We start from the raw sequence: 13,624 nt of genomic DNA, 5'->3' as shown, positions 1-13,624 counted from the left end.
GGCTTGAGCCAGCAGAGGCGCTATGTTTCAGCGCCCGCAGGCTTGTGCCCATTATCCGAAGCCGTGTTTTTTCTCTGGCTTTGCGTGCAAAATATCTGTTGGACACACTCTAGGAAGACGGCGTGCCTGAATCTATTGGAAACGATCAATACCGAGAAACGGAAGCCGGCGAGCGCTATGCCAAGGCCGCCTTTGACCTCGCCGAGGATACCAAGGTCCTCGACAAGGTGCATGGCGATGTGGCCGCTCTGAAGGCCCTGCTGCTCTCCAGTCCGGAACTGCGCACCTTCGTGGCGTCGCAGGTCTACAAGTCGAGCGTGAAGCTGGATGGCCTGCTGGCCGTGGCTCAGGACAAGAAGGGCGCGGGGCTGAAGCTCAATGCCCTGACCACCAAGACCCTCGGCGTTCTGGCCGCCAATGGCCGCCTGGACCACCTGTTCCCCTTCATCACGGCCTTCAACAAGCTGTACGATGCCAAGAAGGGCATTGTCAGCGCCGAAGTGACCTCGGCTATCGCCCTCTCGGAGGGTCAGCTGGAAAACCTCAAAACGACCCTGGCCAAGACGCTGGGTCAATCCGCCGAAATCAACACCCGTGTTGATCCGGCTCTCCTGGGCGGGCTCAAGGTCCGCGTAGGTTCGCGTCTCTTCGACGCTTCGCTCAAGACCAAACTTGATTCCCTCAAATTCGCCCTTAAGAGAGCGTAATACCCATGGACATTCGTGCAGCCGAAATCTCGGCCATCCTCAAAGCTCAAATCGCAGGTTTCGGTGAAGAAGCCGATGTTTCGGACGTTGGTTCCGTACTCAGCGTCGGCGACGGTATCGCCCGCGTCTACGGCCTCGACAAGGTTCAGGCCGGTGAAATGGTTCTGTTCCCCGGTGCCGGCGTGAAGGGCATGGCCCTGAACCTGGAAAAGGACAATGTCGGTGTCGTTATCTTCGGTGAAGACCGCGACATCAAAGAGGGCGACGAAGTCCGCCGCCTCGGCGAAATCGTCGACGTGCCGGTCGGCAAGGGCCTGCTCGGTCGCGTCGTCAACCCGCTGGGTGAGCCGATCGATGGCAAGGGCCCGATCGTTGCCACGGAACGCCGCCGTACCGACCTGAAGGCGCCCGGTATCATCCCGCGCAAGTCGGTGCATGAACCTGTGCAGACCGGCATCAAGGCCATCGACACCCTGATCCCCGTCGGCCGTGGCCAGCGCGAACTGATCATCGGTGACCGTCAGACCGGCAAGACCGCCGTCGCCATCGACGCCATCCTGAACCAGAAGGCCGTCAACGCCGGTTCGGACGAGTCGGCCAAGCTGTACTGCATCTACGTCGCCATCGGCCAGAAGCGCTCGACCGTCGCCCAGATCGTCAAGGCCCTGGAAGAAAACGGCGCCCTGGAATACACGACCGTCGTCGTCGCCTCGGCTTCGGAACCGGCCCCGCTGCAATACCTGGCCCCGTTCGCCGGCTGCGCCATGGGCGAATACTTCCGCGATAACGGCATGCACTCGCTGATCATCTATGACGATCTGTCGAAGCAGGCCGTCGCCTATCGCCAGATGTCCCTGCTGCTGCGCCGTCCGCCCGGCCGCGAAGCCTATCCGGGCGACGTCTTCTACCTGCACTCCCGCCTGCTCGAACGCGCCGCCAAGCTCAACGAAGAGAACGGCGCCGGTTCCATGACCGCTCTGCCGGTCATCGAAACGCAGGCCAACGACGTTTCGGCCTACATCCCGACCAACGTGATCTCGATCACCGACGGCCAGATCTTCCTCGAAACCGACCTGTTCTATCAGGGCATCCGTCCGGCCGTTAACGTCGGTCTGTCGGTGTCGCGCGTTGGTTCGTCGGCCCAGATCAAGGCGATGAAGCAAGTCGCCGGCGCCATCAAGGGCGACCTGGCCCAGTATCGCGAAATGGCCGCCTTCGCCAAGTTCGGTTCGGACCTCGACGCCGCGACCCAGCGCCTGCTGGCCCGTGGCGCCCGTCTGACGGAACTGCTGAAGCAGCCGCAATATTCGCCGCTGAAGGTCGAAGAGCAGGTTGCCGTGATCTACGCCGGTACGCGTGGTTACCTCGATAACGTCGCCGTCGCTGACGTCGGCCGTTACGAAAAGGACCTGCTGTCGCTGCTGCGCACCCGCCAGGGTGACCTGCTGAACGCGATCCGCGACAAAAAGGCCCTGTCGCCGGAACTCGAAGAGCAACTGAAGACGGTCATCGCCGACTTCACCTCCAACTTCGCTTAAGATCCAGAGAGTTAGTCAGAACAAATGGCAAGCTTAAAGGACATGCGCACGCAGATCGGAAGCGTCAAGGCGACGCAGAAGATCACGAAGGCGATGCAGATGGTGGCGGCGGCCAAGCTCAAGCGCGCGCAGGACTCGGCTGAAAATGCCCGTCCCTACGCAAAGCGCATGGCGGCTGTCATCGCCAACCTGGCCAAGGGCATTACCGGCGATTCCGCGCCGCAGATGCTGGTCGGCAATGGCGCCACGACCAATCAACTGGTCGTCGTCGCCACCGCTGACCGCGGCCTGGCCGGCGGGTTCAACTCGAACATCGTCCGCGCCGCCCGCGAATTCATCGCCCAGCAAACCGCCGCCGGTAACAAGGTGCGGATCATCACGATCGGCCGTAAGGGCCGTGACCAGCTGAAGCGTCAGTTCGGCGACCAGATCGTCGAAAGCTTCGATCTGTCGGGCTCCAAGGTGCTGACGATCGATGTGGTGGCGCCGATCGCCGACCTGATCGGCCGCGAATTTTCCGAAGGCCGCGCCGATGTCGTGACCCTCTTCTATTCGCGCTTCCAGTCGGTCATCGCCCAGGTGCCGTCGTCCAAGCGTCTGATCCCGGCCGATGTCGATCTCTCCGCCATGGAAGATACCCATGGCGCGGTTTATGAGTATGAGCCGTCCGAAGAGGAACTTCTCGAAACGCTCCTGCCGCGTAACCTGTCGGTGCAGATCCTTTCCAGCCTGCTGGAAAACAATGCCGGCTTCTACGCTTCGCAGATGAGCGCCATGGATAATGCCACGCGCAATGCCGGCGAAATGATCAAAGCCATGAACCTGAAATATAACCGTAAACGCCAGGCACAGATCACGACCGAACTGATCGAGATCATCGCCGGCGCCGAAGCCCTGTAGGAACAGACCCATGTCCGCTCAACAAAAGATCACCGCCGCCAAAGGCAAGATCAGCCAGATCATCGGCGCCGTCGTCGACGTCTCCTTCGAAGGCGGTATGCCCGCCATCCTGAACGCTCTGGAAACCACCAACACCGCCACCGGCGCGCGTCTGGTTCTGGAAGTCGCCCAGCATCTCGGTGAAAACACCGTCCGCACCATCGCCATGGACGCCACAGAAGGCCTGGTTCGTGGCCAGGACGTCACCGACCTGGGTTCGCCGATCACCGTGCCGGTCGGTCCGGCCACGCTCGGCCGCATCATGAACGTCATCGGCGAGCCGATCGACGAAGCCGGTCCGATCGAGACCAAGTTCTTCAACCCGATCCACGCTGACGCCCCGGCCTTCGCCGACCAGGCGACGGCGGCTGAACTGCTCGTCACCGGCATCAAGGTCATCGACCTGATCTGCCCGTACGCCAAGGGCGGTAAAATCGGCCTGTTCGGCGGCGCCGGCGTCGGCAAGACCGTTACAATCCAGGAATTGATCAACAACATCGCCAAGGCCTACGGCGGTTACTCGGTGTTCGCCGGTGTCGGTGAACGTACCCGCGAAGGCAACGACCTCTATCACGAAATGATCGAGTCGAAGGTGAACGAGCACGGCGGTGGCGGTACCTCGCGCTGTACCCTGGTCTACGGCCAGATGAACGAGCCTCCCGGCGCCCGCGCCCGCGTCGCCCTGACCGGCCTAGCCCAGGCTGAGTACTTCCGCGACGTCGAAGGCAAGGACGTTCTGTTCTTCGTCGACAACATCTTCCGCTTCACCCAGGCCGGTTCCGAAGTGTCCGCCCTGCTGGGCCGTATTCCGTCGGCCGTTGGTTATCAGCCGACCCTGGCCACCGAAATGGGCCGTCTGCAGGAACGCATCACCTCGACCAACAAGGGTTCGATCACCTCGGTCCAGGCCGTGTACGTCCCCGCCGACGACCTGACCGACCCGGCGCCTGCCGCCTCGTTCGCCCACCTCGACGCCACGACCGTTCTGTCGCGCTCGATCGCCGAACAGGGCATCTATCCGGCCGTCGATCCGCTCGACTCGACCTCGCGTATCCTTGATCCGCGCGTCGTTGGCCAGGAACACTACGAAACCGCCACGCGCGTTCAGGAAATCCTGCAGCAGTACAAGGCGCTGAAGGACATCATCGCCATCCTGGGCATGGACGAACTGTCGGAAGAAGACAAGGCGACCGTCGCCCGCGCCCGCAAGATCCAGCGCTTCATGTCGCAGCCCTTCCACGTCGCCGAAATCTTCACCGGTACGCCGGGCGTGCTGATGTCGATCGAAGACACCATCAAGGGCTTCAAGGGCATCTGCAACGGTGACTACGATCATCTGCCGGAAGCCGCCTTCTACATGGTCGGCACCATCGAGGAAGCCATCGCCAAGGCTGAAAAGCTGGCCGGCGAAGGTAAGTAATCATGAGCGATAAGCTGCATGTTTCTCTGGTGACGCCCGAACGCGAGCTGTTCGCGGGCGAGGTCGATCAGGTCGTGGCGCCGGGTGTCGAAGGTGAATTCGGCGTTCTGGCGCACCACGCGCCCTTCATGACCACGCTGGCCGAAGGGGATGTCACCATCCTCGACGGTACGTCGAAGCGCGTCTTCCAGGTGCGCGGCGGCTTTGCCGACGTCAACGAGGACGGCATGACCATCCTGGCCGAACACGCCAATGAATACGGCGAAAACGTCCACTAGTTTTCGCTCAGGCGCCGCGGGGCTTACGCGCCATCAGGCGCGGCGGCCAGTCGGCCTTGCCAAAGCTTTGCTTTGGAAATCAGTTGAGTGGTGAGAGATAAGAAGCCCGCCGAGTTGTCTCGGCGGGCTTTTTTTATCAGCCGGCATTGAGCAGGGTAAAGCCGCCGAAGATCAGGCGCTTGCCATCGAAGGGCATCTGCTCCGGGGTCATCTGCATGCGCGGATCGGCCATGACCTTTTCATTGCCGGCGTCGCGCGCGGCCCGGGATGGCCAGCGCACCCAGGAGAACACCACCACCTCGTCTGGCTCGGCCTTTACAGCCATGGGGAAGGAGGTGTGTTTGCCCTCGGGAATATCGTCGCCCCAGCATTCGATGATCTCCAGCGCACCGTGTTCGCGCCAGATTTCAGCGGCCATCTTCGCCGTCTTCAGATAGTCGTCCTTCCTGTCCTTGTGGACTGGGATGACGAAACCGTCGATATAGGGAATATCTGCCATGGGAGCCTCACCTGTTATCCGATGTGGCATTATCCCTCCGTTCTGCGTCAGAATCAGGCAGGAAGTGCGACCGCGATCAACACAGATGCGTGAGCGCTATATCAGTGTGCGCAGTTCGGCGATGACCTGGCGATAGCTGTCGCGCTTGAAGTGGACGACGCGATCGATCACCGCATCGAGATCGCACCATTCCCAGCGCGAAAACTCCTGTTCGCCGTGCGTGGTCAGGTCGATTTCGGACTCCGGGCCGTTAAAGCGATAGGCGAACCAGATCTGCTTCTGGCCCTTGAAATTCTTGCCAATGCGCTTGTTGGCCAACACTTCGGGCGGAAAATCATAAACGATCCAGTCTTTCGTGCGGCCGATCAGCTCGACCGAACGGATGCCGGTTTCCTCATAGAGTTCGCGCAAGGCAGCCGCTTCAAGCTCTTCGCCTTCGTCCACACCGCCTTGCGGAAACTGCCAGGCATGATCGCCGCCCACCCCGTAGCGATGACCGATCCACACCTTGCCCTCGGCATTGAAAACAACAAGCCCGACATTGGGGCGATACCCTTCCGGGCCCTTATTCACAGTCATTGATGCGCCATCGCCGAGACGGGGGCAAGCTGTATGCCCTTTGCGTCCAGGCCTTGAGTCCATTTGAGCGCCGCGGCCAGGGTGACCGGATAGGCGAAGCCGGTGCCGAGTGCCGTGCCGCGGTTGCGGGCAGTGGTTTCCAGCCCGGCCAGCTGCGCCATAATCGCCGCGCTGTTGAGCTGATTATCGACAATGCGGTCGGCCGAGGCGCGACCCCAGGCGCCGCTCAGGCCGCGCGCCTGGCCGTCATCGACAAAGGCGACGCCACGTGATTTCAGGTTCTGCAGGAAGACCCCGGTGCCTGCCTTGTCCTTGAAGAAGGCGCCGCCCTGATAGTTGGAGACGGCGAAATAGCCTGTGGCGCGCGACAGTACCCAGTTCAGGTGGCCGATCAAGTCATCCGGACGGGCATTGGCCATTAGGGTCTGCGGGCCGGGATCGTTGTCGGGGAAGTTGGTCGGCTGCATCGGTACCTCGATCATCACCTCATGGCCGGCGGCGCGCGCCTGGTCGATCCAGCCCTGCAGGCCAGACACATAGGGAACGAAGGAAAGGGTGACCTGCGGCGGCAGCTGCTCGATGGCCTGTTTGGTGGTGGCCGGGTTCAGGCCAAGCCCTCCGACGACCAGAGATACTGTCGGGCGGCCATCACTCTTGAAGGGGCGGGCATAGGCTGAGGCCGGAGTTTGACCGTTGGCGCCGATCATGGGTAGCGCGCCGCTGTCAGTGGACTGCACCAGGCCGGCAATCGGCGCTGGCGTGAGCGGCGAAGCGGTGAATTTCGGTGCGGGCATGGCGCCTGTGCCGTCATCGCCCGGCAAGGTAATGACGGCTGTGCCCTGGACCGGGGCGGCGGCATTGGGGTCGTTGAAAGTATCGGCGCTGGCGTCACCGAACATGCCGAGGCCATCCAGGGTGAAGGCCTGCGGCGTGGTGTTCTGGGCGGTCGCATGGCTGGCGGGGGGCGGCGCCTTGTCCTTGGCGAGATTGATACGCACCGAAGGCGCACCGGCATCGGGATCGCCTGCCACATTCAGGAAGACAACGGCCGCCAGAGCCAGAAGGCCGAGCGCCGAGGCCGGTGCCACATAGGGCCTGCGGAAAAAATCGAGAACGCGGCCGCCCCAGACCTTCGGCAGGTCGCGCAGGGCCGGACGCGCGCCGCGCGGCGGATCGAAACGCGGGCGTCCGGGCAGGTCTGACGAGGGCTTGGGTTTGGCGAACATGATCAGGCCGACTGGAGAAACTCAGGGCCCGATAGTGCCGGAACAGGGTTAACAAAGACTAACGAATGCTGAATCAATCCGGTTCCGCAAAGAAAAAGGCCTCTCCCGTTGAGGAGAGGCCCTGTCTTACTTCTTTTCAGCCGAAGTGGCGGAACTGGCCGCTGTACTTGAGGCGGCCGATGACGTACTGCCGCCCGCTACAGCGCCTGCGGGCGTCGTGGCTTTCATTTTGGCCTCGATTTTCGCGCCGGGCTTGTCGATCAGGTCGCTGTCGGCCAGTTTGGCGCCGCGCGGATGGGCGGCGGCCAGTTTGACGTCGCCATTGTACTTCAGCACGTCCAGGGCGCGGGTCAGTTCGAAATCGCCTGTCTTGGTGTCGAAATCATCGGGCGGCACTTCCTGAACGGCATGGGCTGAGCGGCGGACCTTGCCTTCATCGGCATCCAGCGCATTGCCGTAAGCAGCTTCGGTATATTGCATGGCCGAGGTGGCGATATATTTCGCCTGGTCCTTGCTCATGGCCACTTCGAGATCGGGTTCGATACCGGTCTTCTGGATCGAACGGCCCGAAGGAGTATAGTAGCGAGCAGTGGTCAGCTTGACGGCGCGGTTATCGCCCAGGTCGATGACGCTTTGCACCGAGCCCTTGCCGAAGGTGGTCAGGCCGACAATGGTGGCGCGCTTCTGGTCTTGCAGAGCGCCCGAGACAATTTCCGCCGCCGAAGCCGTGCCCGGATTGGTCAGGACCACGATCGGTTTGCCGTTCAGCATGTCGCCTTTCTTGGCCTGATAACGGATGATGTCCTTCGGATCACGGCCGCGCTGGCTGACGATCTCGCCGCCATCGAGGAACAGGTCAGCCACACCAACCGACTGTTCGAGCAGGCCGCCGGGATTATTGCGCAGGTCGAGCACCAGGCCCTTCATGTTCGGATTCTTGGCGATCAGGTCGGCCAGTTGCGTCTTGGCGTCGTTGGCTGTCGTCTCCGAGAAGGAGGCAATGCGCATATAGCCGTAATCGCCTTCCATGCGGGTCTTCACCGACTTGACCGTGATGATCTCACGCGTCAGGGAGAGATCGAACGGTTCTGTCTTGCCGGTGCGGACGATGGTGACGGTCAGCTTGGTGTCGGGATCGCCCTTCATCTTGGCGATGGCGTCATTGAGCGGCAGGCCCAGAATCGAGGTGCCATCGATGGCGGTGATGTAGTCGCCCGATTCGATGCCGGCCTTCTGGGCGGGGGTGTCGTCCATCGGGGTGACAACCTTGACCGCGCCATCCTCGCCGGTCACTTCCAGGCCGATGCCGCCGTAGGAGCCACGCGTCTTTTCCTTCAGGTCGGTATAGTCGTCGTCCGACAGATAGTTCGAGTGCGGATCGAGCGAGGCCAGCATGCCTTCCAGGGCGGCATTGATCAGCTTCTTGGAATCGACCGGCACGACATAGTCCTGCTGGACGATGGCCAGCACATTGCCGAACAGTTCCAGTTGCTTGTAGGTATCCGAACGCGGGGAAAATGCCGGCTGGCTGGCATAGGCCACGGCCCCGATACTGAGGGCGACAGCGGCGGCGCCGGCAAGATAAATGTTCTTCATTAGGTCCTCGAAAGACACGCTATAGGCTTAGCATATAAGAGCGCGATGATGGCGTAAACGGGGCGGAAGCATTTAGTTGTGCTACCGCTCATGAATGTAGCCCTGCCGCTTCGCTGTTTAAGGGCATGGCTTGAGTACTATTTGCTCGAAATCTGCAGGGTTGTAGCGGGATTGACCGGGTCTTCGCCGCGGCGAAGTTCCATGTAGAGCGTGGTCTTCTTGTCGGAGAGGTTCGGCATCCGGCCCAGGGGTTCATGGCGGGCGACCGTCTGGCCCTGTTCGACATAGACCCGGCCAAGCCCGGTGACGACGACGCGATAATTATTGCCGATGCTCAGGATCACCACCTGGCCGTAGGATTCCAGCGGACCGGCATATTCGACCTCGCCTTCCGCCGGGGCCGTCACCTGGGCACCGGGCAGGGCGGCATAGGAGGTGCCGCGATTGGAGGGGCCTGTACCATCGGCCTGGCCGAAAGTGCGGGTGACGTCGCCGACCACGGGTGCGCCGAGGCGGGCATCCTCAACGGCCGGAGAGCCAAAGAATTTCAGCGGCAGGTTGCCGGTGATGCGGTTTTCCTGCGCTTTCAGCTCGGCGGCGCGGGCGTCCATCTGGTCGGCCTGCCCCATCAGCTGGTCTTCGAGCGCGCCCTTTTCGCGGATCAGGCGCTCTATCTGGCTGCGCTGCTCCGAAACTTCACTCTCGGAGATGAAGATGGCCTCGTTCTGCAGGGCCGCCTGGCGGCGCAGATTGACCAGCTGGCTGTTCTGCTGCACCAGGCTTTGCGTGCGTTTTTGCAGTTCCGGCGTGATGGCGCGCATGATGATGGCGGCCAGAACGGCGTCATTGGCCTTGCGCGGCGTGACGAACAGCGCCGGCGGCGGATTGCGCGAATAAATCTGCAGGGCGCTGAGCAGGCGCGTCTGCTTGTCGCGTTCGGCGATTAGCCGGCGGGCAATGTCGTTTTCCTGCTGGTTCAGGGTTTCCAGCTTGGCGCGATAGATGGCCGAACGCGTTTCGCCGGTGCCTTGCTTGCGCGAAATCTCGACGATCTGGTCGCGCAGGGACTCGATTTCCTGGGCGATCTGGCGGGCGGAACGGCGCTGGGTATCGCTCTTGCGCTCCTCGGCGCGACGCTGGGCGGAGAGGGTGTCGAGCGTGGCGCGGTCGGCTTCGCTGAGGTCGCGCGTCCGTTGCTGGGCATCGCTTTGCACCGCGCCGGCCAGGGCCAGCACGGCCAGGCCGGTCAGCAGCAGATGACGCGATGAGGCGAGCATGCCATTGAGATAAGGTGGTTCGGCTTAATTCTCAATAAACGGGCTTAACGAACCGCTCAGGTATTCGGGCGCCCAGGTATTCAGGCGCTCAGGCGGATATAGCCTTCGGCGTCGAGATGCGGCGTCAGCCGGTTATAGGCGGCAATATGGATGTGCGGCGATACGAGCGGATGGCTGTGGGTTTCGGTAATGACCACGACCTGCGCGCCGGCGGCATGTCCGGCGGCAATGCCGACCGGAGCATCTTCGAAGACCAGGCAGTCGGCGATATCGACCCCCAACTTTTGCGCCGCCAACAGGTAGCCCTGCGGATCGGGCTTGCCGGCAGTGACGTCTTCCGCGGTGATCAGCAAGGGCGGTTGCGGCAGGCAGGCCGCCTTGATGCGGGCTTCGGCGAGCGCGCGCGGCGCCGAGGTGACAATTGCCCAGCCATGGGCCGGCAGGGCCTTGAGGAAGCGGATGGCGCCGGAAATTTCAACGATCCCGTCTGCGGTCTCGATCTCGGCCAAGGTAATGCTGAGGGCCTCGGCCGCCGGATCTATGTCGGGCAGTTTGAGCGCGGCGATGGTATCGACCGACCGGGCGCCATGGATGGTGGGCAGGAAGGATTCCACGTCCAGTCCCTGGCGTTTCGCCCAGGCGCCCCAGACAAGTTCGGCGGAGGCGATGGAGTTGAGAACCGTGCCATCCATATCGAACAGGAAGGCGCGATACCGGCCTTGCAATAACGCATTCTCACTCATGATCGCACCTGACGCTAAACGGATACCTGTAATCCGAGCATAATTGTTGCAGCGCAAAAAGTCAGTAGTGCGGTGCGAAATAAGTTGAGAATTTAATCGCGGTGATAGGGCAGGCCGGCCAGTATGGTGGTGGCGCGGTACATCTGTTCGGCCAGCATGACGCGCACCAGGGCGTGCGGCCAGGTCTGCGGTCCGAAGGCCAGGGAAAAGGCCGATGACTTCAGCAGGGCCGGATCGAGGCCATCCGCCCCGCCGATCAGGAAGGTCACTCGGCGCTCGCCGCGATCCTTATAGGTATTGAGGCGCTGGGCGATCTGGCGCGAGGTCAATTGTTCGCCGTGCTCGTCGCAGGTGATCAATATGCCGCCTTCCCCTAATCCGGCTTTTATCGCTTCCATCTCTTGCGCTTTCAGCAGGGCGGAGGTGGCGGCCTTGGCGCCTTTTTTAGCTTCGACTTCCAGCAGGTCGACCGGCGAAATGCCTAAACCGCGCCCGGTTGAATTGGCGCGGTTCAGGTAATCTTTGACGAGATTGTTTTCAACGGTCGCGCCGAGCTTACCGACGGCGCAGAGTGTAAGTTTCACTTAGACGGAAACCGTGTGGCCAGTGCCCTCGGCCGAGAGCGACCAGATCTTCTCGATATTGTAGAAGCTGCGAACTTCCGGGCGGAAGATATGGACGACGACATCGCCGACATCGATCAGCACCCAGTCACAGGCCGGCAGGCCTTCGATCTTGGCCTTGCCGTGGCCGGCTTCCTTCAGCGCGCGCACGACGTGGTCAGCCAGCGCGCCGACATGGCGGTGGGATCGGCCGGAAGCGATGATCAGGGTGTCGGCGACCGAGGACTTGCCTCGCAGGTCGATGCAGACAATGTCCTGCGCCTTGTCGTCATCCAGCTTGTTGACGATCAGGGTTTCCAGCGGTTGCAGGGTATCGGTACTATGATCTTCGTGGGCGTCAGCGGACGCGGGAGCCTCAGACTGAGGGGTTTCGGGCGCGGTTTGCGCAGGTTGACGAGACAGGGCTAGGGTTCCTTTATGATCCACGATAGAGCCCTAATAGCACAAAATGCGCTTCAGGTCACCCATTGATGGAAATTTACTGGTTTCAGGATTTGGCTTTAATTTTCAAACGCAAGGCGGTCGAGGAATGGCCATGTAACGGACCTTTGATATAGGTCCAGGCGGGCACCTTCAGATAGGGCACGATGCGGGCGGCGCGTTCATCGATGCGATAGCGGGCGAAACGCTGGGCGGCGGGCGAGAAGCGAGCCTTCATCAGGGCGCCAGGTCGCGAAACGACGGCGATCGGCACCATGTGCATGAGCTGGACCCAGCCGCGCCACTTGTGGAAGCCGGCCAGGCTGTCGCCGCCCATGATCCAGACGAATTTCACGCCAGGATAACGGGCCTTCAGGGCGCGCAGGGTATCGAGGGTATAGGTGGCGTGAATGCGGGTCTCGAAATCGGAAATGACATCGCCATGGCCGATAAAGGGCTGGAGCCCGGCCATGCGCTCGGTTAAGGGGGCGGTATCGGCTTTCGATTTCAGCGGGTTCTGCGGCGAAACCAGCCAGAGGATGCGATCGAGCCCCAGCTGCCGGCGCGCCGTATCGGCGACATGGCGGTGGCCCTCATGCGCCGGATTGAAAGAGCCACCGAACAGGCCAACCGTCATGCCCGGCTCCAGATGGAAGCCGCTGCGCAATCCACCCGCGGAAACAGCGGGCCGCATCGGGGCCAGGCCTGCGAACCACATGCCTATGCGTTGTCCCACGGATTATAGGGGACGGAGACTTCCGGTGCCGGTTCGTCCTTGCTGACAGCCTCGCCCTGAATGGTTTCCAGCGCGGCGAACAGCAGTTCGCGCACACCTTCGCCGGTAACGCCGGAGATGAGCCAGGGCGTCTGGCCGGACGCTTTCTTGATCTTCGTTACCAGCTTCTTGCGGGCATCGGCATCGAGCGAATCCACCTTGTTGATGGCGACCAGTTCGGTCTTCGAGCCCAGAATCTCATCGTAGGCGTTCAGTTCCTTGCGGATAATCTTGTAGGCCTTGACCGGATCTTCCTGCGTGCCGTCGATCAGGTGGATCAGGACCTTGGTGCGTTCGACGTGACCGAGGAAGCGCGTGCCGAGGCCGGCGCCTTCGGAGGCCCCCTCGATCAGGCCGGGAATATCGGCCAGCACAAAGCGCTGCTCAGGCCCTAAGTCGATCACGCCGAGATTGGGCACGAGCGTGGTGAAGGGGTAGTCGGCGATCTTCGGCTTGGCGGCGCTCGATGCTGCCAGGAAGGTCGACTTGCCCGCATTGGGCAGGCCCACCAGGCCGGCATCGGCGATCAACTTCAGGCGCAGCCAGATCCACTTTTCCTCGCCATCCTGGCCGGGCATGGCAAATTTCGGTGCCTGGTTGATCGGGCCCTTGAAACGCGTATTGCCCCAGCCGCCATTGCCGCCCAGGGCCAGCAGGTGGCGCTTGCCGGCCTGATCGAGATCGACGATCAGGGTTTCGTGGTCTTCCTCGAAGACCTCGGTGCCGACGGGCACGTACAGCACGATATCCTCGGCATTGGCGCCGTGCATCTGGCGGCCCATGCCGTGAGTGCCGGTCTTCGCCTTGAAATGCTGCTGGTAGCGGTAGTCGATCAGGGTGTTGAGGCCATCCTTGGCCTCGATCCACACGTCGCCGCCCTTGCCGCCATCGCCGCCATCGGGGCCGCCATTGGGGATGAATTTTTCGCGCCGAAACGAAACGGCGCCCGCGCCGCCGTTGCCGGAACGGATAAAGATTTTGCACTGATCGAGGAATTTCATCGC

Annotated in this window: 15 protein-coding genes; 5 read left to right on the top strand and 10 right to left on the bottom strand. The window is 61.9% G+C overall.

Features of this window, described 5'->3' with window-relative positions; genetic code table 11:
• Positions 1–122 precede the first annotated feature (122 nt).
• The 5 genes from atpH to QM647_RS04015 are packed head-to-tail and all read left to right on the top strand — an operon-like array spanning position 123 to position 4,882.
• A complete protein-coding gene (gene atpH / locus QM647_RS04035; protein WP_414994186.1) occupies positions 123–707 on the top strand; it encodes an ATP synthase F1 subunit delta in 585 nt (194 codons plus the stop codon).
• Between the two features lie 5 nt (positions 708–712).
• Positions 713–2,245: a F0F1 ATP synthase subunit alpha gene (gene atpA, locus QM647_RS04030; protein WP_414994185.1), complete on the top strand. Its 1,533-nt coding sequence runs from the start codon at positions 713–715 to the stop codon at positions 2,243–2,245.
• A gap of 24 nt (positions 2,246–2,269) precedes the next feature.
• On the top strand, positions 2,270–3,145 hold the full coding sequence (locus QM647_RS04025) for a F0F1 ATP synthase subunit gamma (RefSeq protein WP_414994184.1): 876 nt from the start codon (positions 2,270–2,272) through the stop codon (positions 3,143–3,145).
• A gap of 10 nt (positions 3,146–3,155) precedes the next feature.
• Complete coding sequence (gene atpD / locus QM647_RS04020; RefSeq protein WP_414994183.1) at positions 3,156–4,604, top strand: F0F1 ATP synthase subunit beta; 1,449 nt, start codon at positions 3,156–3,158, stop codon at positions 4,602–4,604.
• A 2-nt stretch (positions 4,605–4,606) separates the two neighbouring features.
• A complete protein-coding gene (locus tag QM647_RS04015; protein WP_414994182.1) occupies positions 4,607–4,882 on the top strand; it encodes an ATP synthase F1 subunit epsilon in 276 nt (91 codons plus the stop codon).
• A gap of 136 nt (positions 4,883–5,018) precedes the next feature.
• On the opposite strand, the gene QM647_RS04010 is transcribed toward QM647_RS04015, so the two are convergent.
• From QM647_RS04010 to obgE, 10 genes are all read right to left on the bottom strand, one after another.
• Positions 5,019–5,372, bottom strand: coding sequence for a DUF1428 domain-containing protein (locus tag QM647_RS04010; RefSeq protein ID WP_414994562.1), 354 nt, complete (start codon positions 5,370–5,372; stop codon positions 5,019–5,021).
• A gap of 105 nt (positions 5,373–5,477) precedes the next feature.
• Positions 5,478–5,960, bottom strand: a complete 483-nt coding sequence (locus QM647_RS04005; protein ID WP_414994181.1) for an RNA pyrophosphohydrolase — start codon at positions 5,958–5,960, stop codon at positions 5,478–5,480.
• Positions 5,957–7,186, bottom strand: coding sequence for a divergent polysaccharide deacetylase family protein (locus QM647_RS04000; protein ID WP_414994180.1), 1,230 nt, complete (start codon positions 7,184–7,186; stop codon positions 5,957–5,959). The genes QM647_RS04005 and QM647_RS04000 overlap by 4 nt, the downstream gene beginning before the upstream one ends.
• 126 nt (positions 7,187–7,312) lie before the next feature.
• A complete protein-coding gene (locus tag QM647_RS03995) occupies positions 7,313–8,782 on the bottom strand; it encodes a S41 family peptidase (RefSeq protein WP_414994179.1) in 1,470 nt (489 codons plus the stop codon).
• 137 nt (positions 8,783–8,919) lie between these two features.
• On the bottom strand, positions 8,920–10,059 hold the full coding sequence (locus QM647_RS03990; protein WP_414994178.1) for a murein hydrolase activator EnvC family protein: 1,140 nt from the start codon (positions 10,057–10,059) through the stop codon (positions 8,920–8,922).
• Between the two features lie 80 nt (positions 10,060–10,139).
• Positions 10,140–10,802: an HAD-IA family hydrolase gene (locus tag QM647_RS03985; protein WP_414994177.1), complete on the bottom strand. Its 663-nt coding sequence runs from the start codon at positions 10,800–10,802 to the stop codon at positions 10,140–10,142.
• Between the two features lie 92 nt (positions 10,803–10,894).
• Entirely contained in the window at positions 10,895–11,386 is a 492-nt protein-coding gene (gene rlmH, locus QM647_RS03980; protein WP_414994176.1) for a 23S rRNA (pseudouridine(1915)-N(3))-methyltransferase RlmH, read from the bottom strand.
• Entirely contained in the window at positions 11,387–11,851 is a 465-nt protein-coding gene (gene rsfS / locus QM647_RS03975) for a ribosome silencing factor (protein WP_414994175.1), read from the bottom strand.
• A 61-nt stretch (positions 11,852–11,912) separates the two neighbouring features.
• A complete protein-coding gene (locus tag QM647_RS03970) occupies positions 11,913–12,563 on the bottom strand; it encodes a nicotinate-nucleotide adenylyltransferase (protein WP_414994174.1) in 651 nt (216 codons plus the stop codon).
• A gap of 2 nt (positions 12,564–12,565) precedes the next feature.
• Positions 12,566–13,621: a GTPase ObgE gene (obgE, locus tag QM647_RS03965; protein WP_414994173.1), complete on the bottom strand. Its 1,056-nt coding sequence runs from the start codon at positions 13,619–13,621 to the stop codon at positions 12,566–12,568.
• Positions 13,622–13,624 lie beyond the last annotated feature (3 nt).

This window comes from Asticcacaulis sp. (assembly GCF_047605585.1).
In the GTDB taxonomy this organism is placed as follows: Bacteria; Pseudomonadota; Alphaproteobacteria; order Caulobacterales; family Caulobacteraceae; genus Asticcacaulis.
Note: the sequence above shows the minus strand (reverse complement) of the source record. Positions and strands in the feature narration are given on the sequence as shown.

What these genes read in the sequence shown, in the direction of transcription:
- atpA (WP_414994185.1), top strand. Translation starts at nt 713, where the DNA reads ATGGACATTCGTGCAGCCGAAATCTCGGCCATCCTCAAAGCTCAAATC.
- QM647_RS03995 (WP_414994179.1), bottom strand. Translation starts at nt 8,782, where the DNA reads ATGAAGAACATTTATCTTGCCGGCGCCGCCGCTGTCGCCCTCAGTATC.
- QM647_RS04025 (WP_414994184.1), top strand. Translation starts at nt 2,270, where the DNA reads ATGGCAAGCTTAAAGGACATGCGCACGCAGATCGGAAGCGTCAAGGCG.
- atpD (WP_414994183.1), top strand. Translation starts at nt 3,156, where the DNA reads ATGTCCGCTCAACAAAAGATCACCGCCGCCAAAGGCAAGATCAGCCAG.
- QM647_RS04015 (WP_414994182.1), top strand. Translation starts at nt 4,607, where the DNA reads ATGAGCGATAAGCTGCATGTTTCTCTGGTGACGCCCGAACGCGAGCTG.
- QM647_RS04000 (WP_414994180.1), bottom strand. Translation starts at nt 7,186, where the DNA reads ATGTTCGCCAAACCCAAGCCCTCGTCAGACCTGCCCGGACGCCCGCGT.
- QM647_RS03985 (WP_414994177.1), bottom strand. Translation starts at nt 10,802, where the DNA reads ATGAGTGAGAATGCGTTATTGCAAGGCCGGTATCGCGCCTTCCTGTTC.
- obgE (WP_414994173.1), bottom strand. Translation starts at nt 13,621, where the DNA reads ATGAAATTCCTCGATCAGTGCAAAATCTTTATCCGTTCCGGCAACGGC.
- QM647_RS04005 (WP_414994181.1), bottom strand. Translation starts at nt 5,960, where the DNA reads ATGACTGTGAATAAGGGCCCGGAAGGGTATCGCCCCAATGTCGGGCTT.
- QM647_RS03990 (WP_414994178.1), bottom strand. Translation starts at nt 10,059, where the DNA reads ATGCTCGCCTCATCGCGTCATCTGCTGCTGACCGGCCTGGCCGTGCTG.
- QM647_RS03970 (WP_414994174.1), bottom strand. Translation starts at nt 12,563, where the DNA reads ATGTGGTTCGCAGGCCTGGCCCCGATGCGGCCCGCTGTTTCCGCGGGT.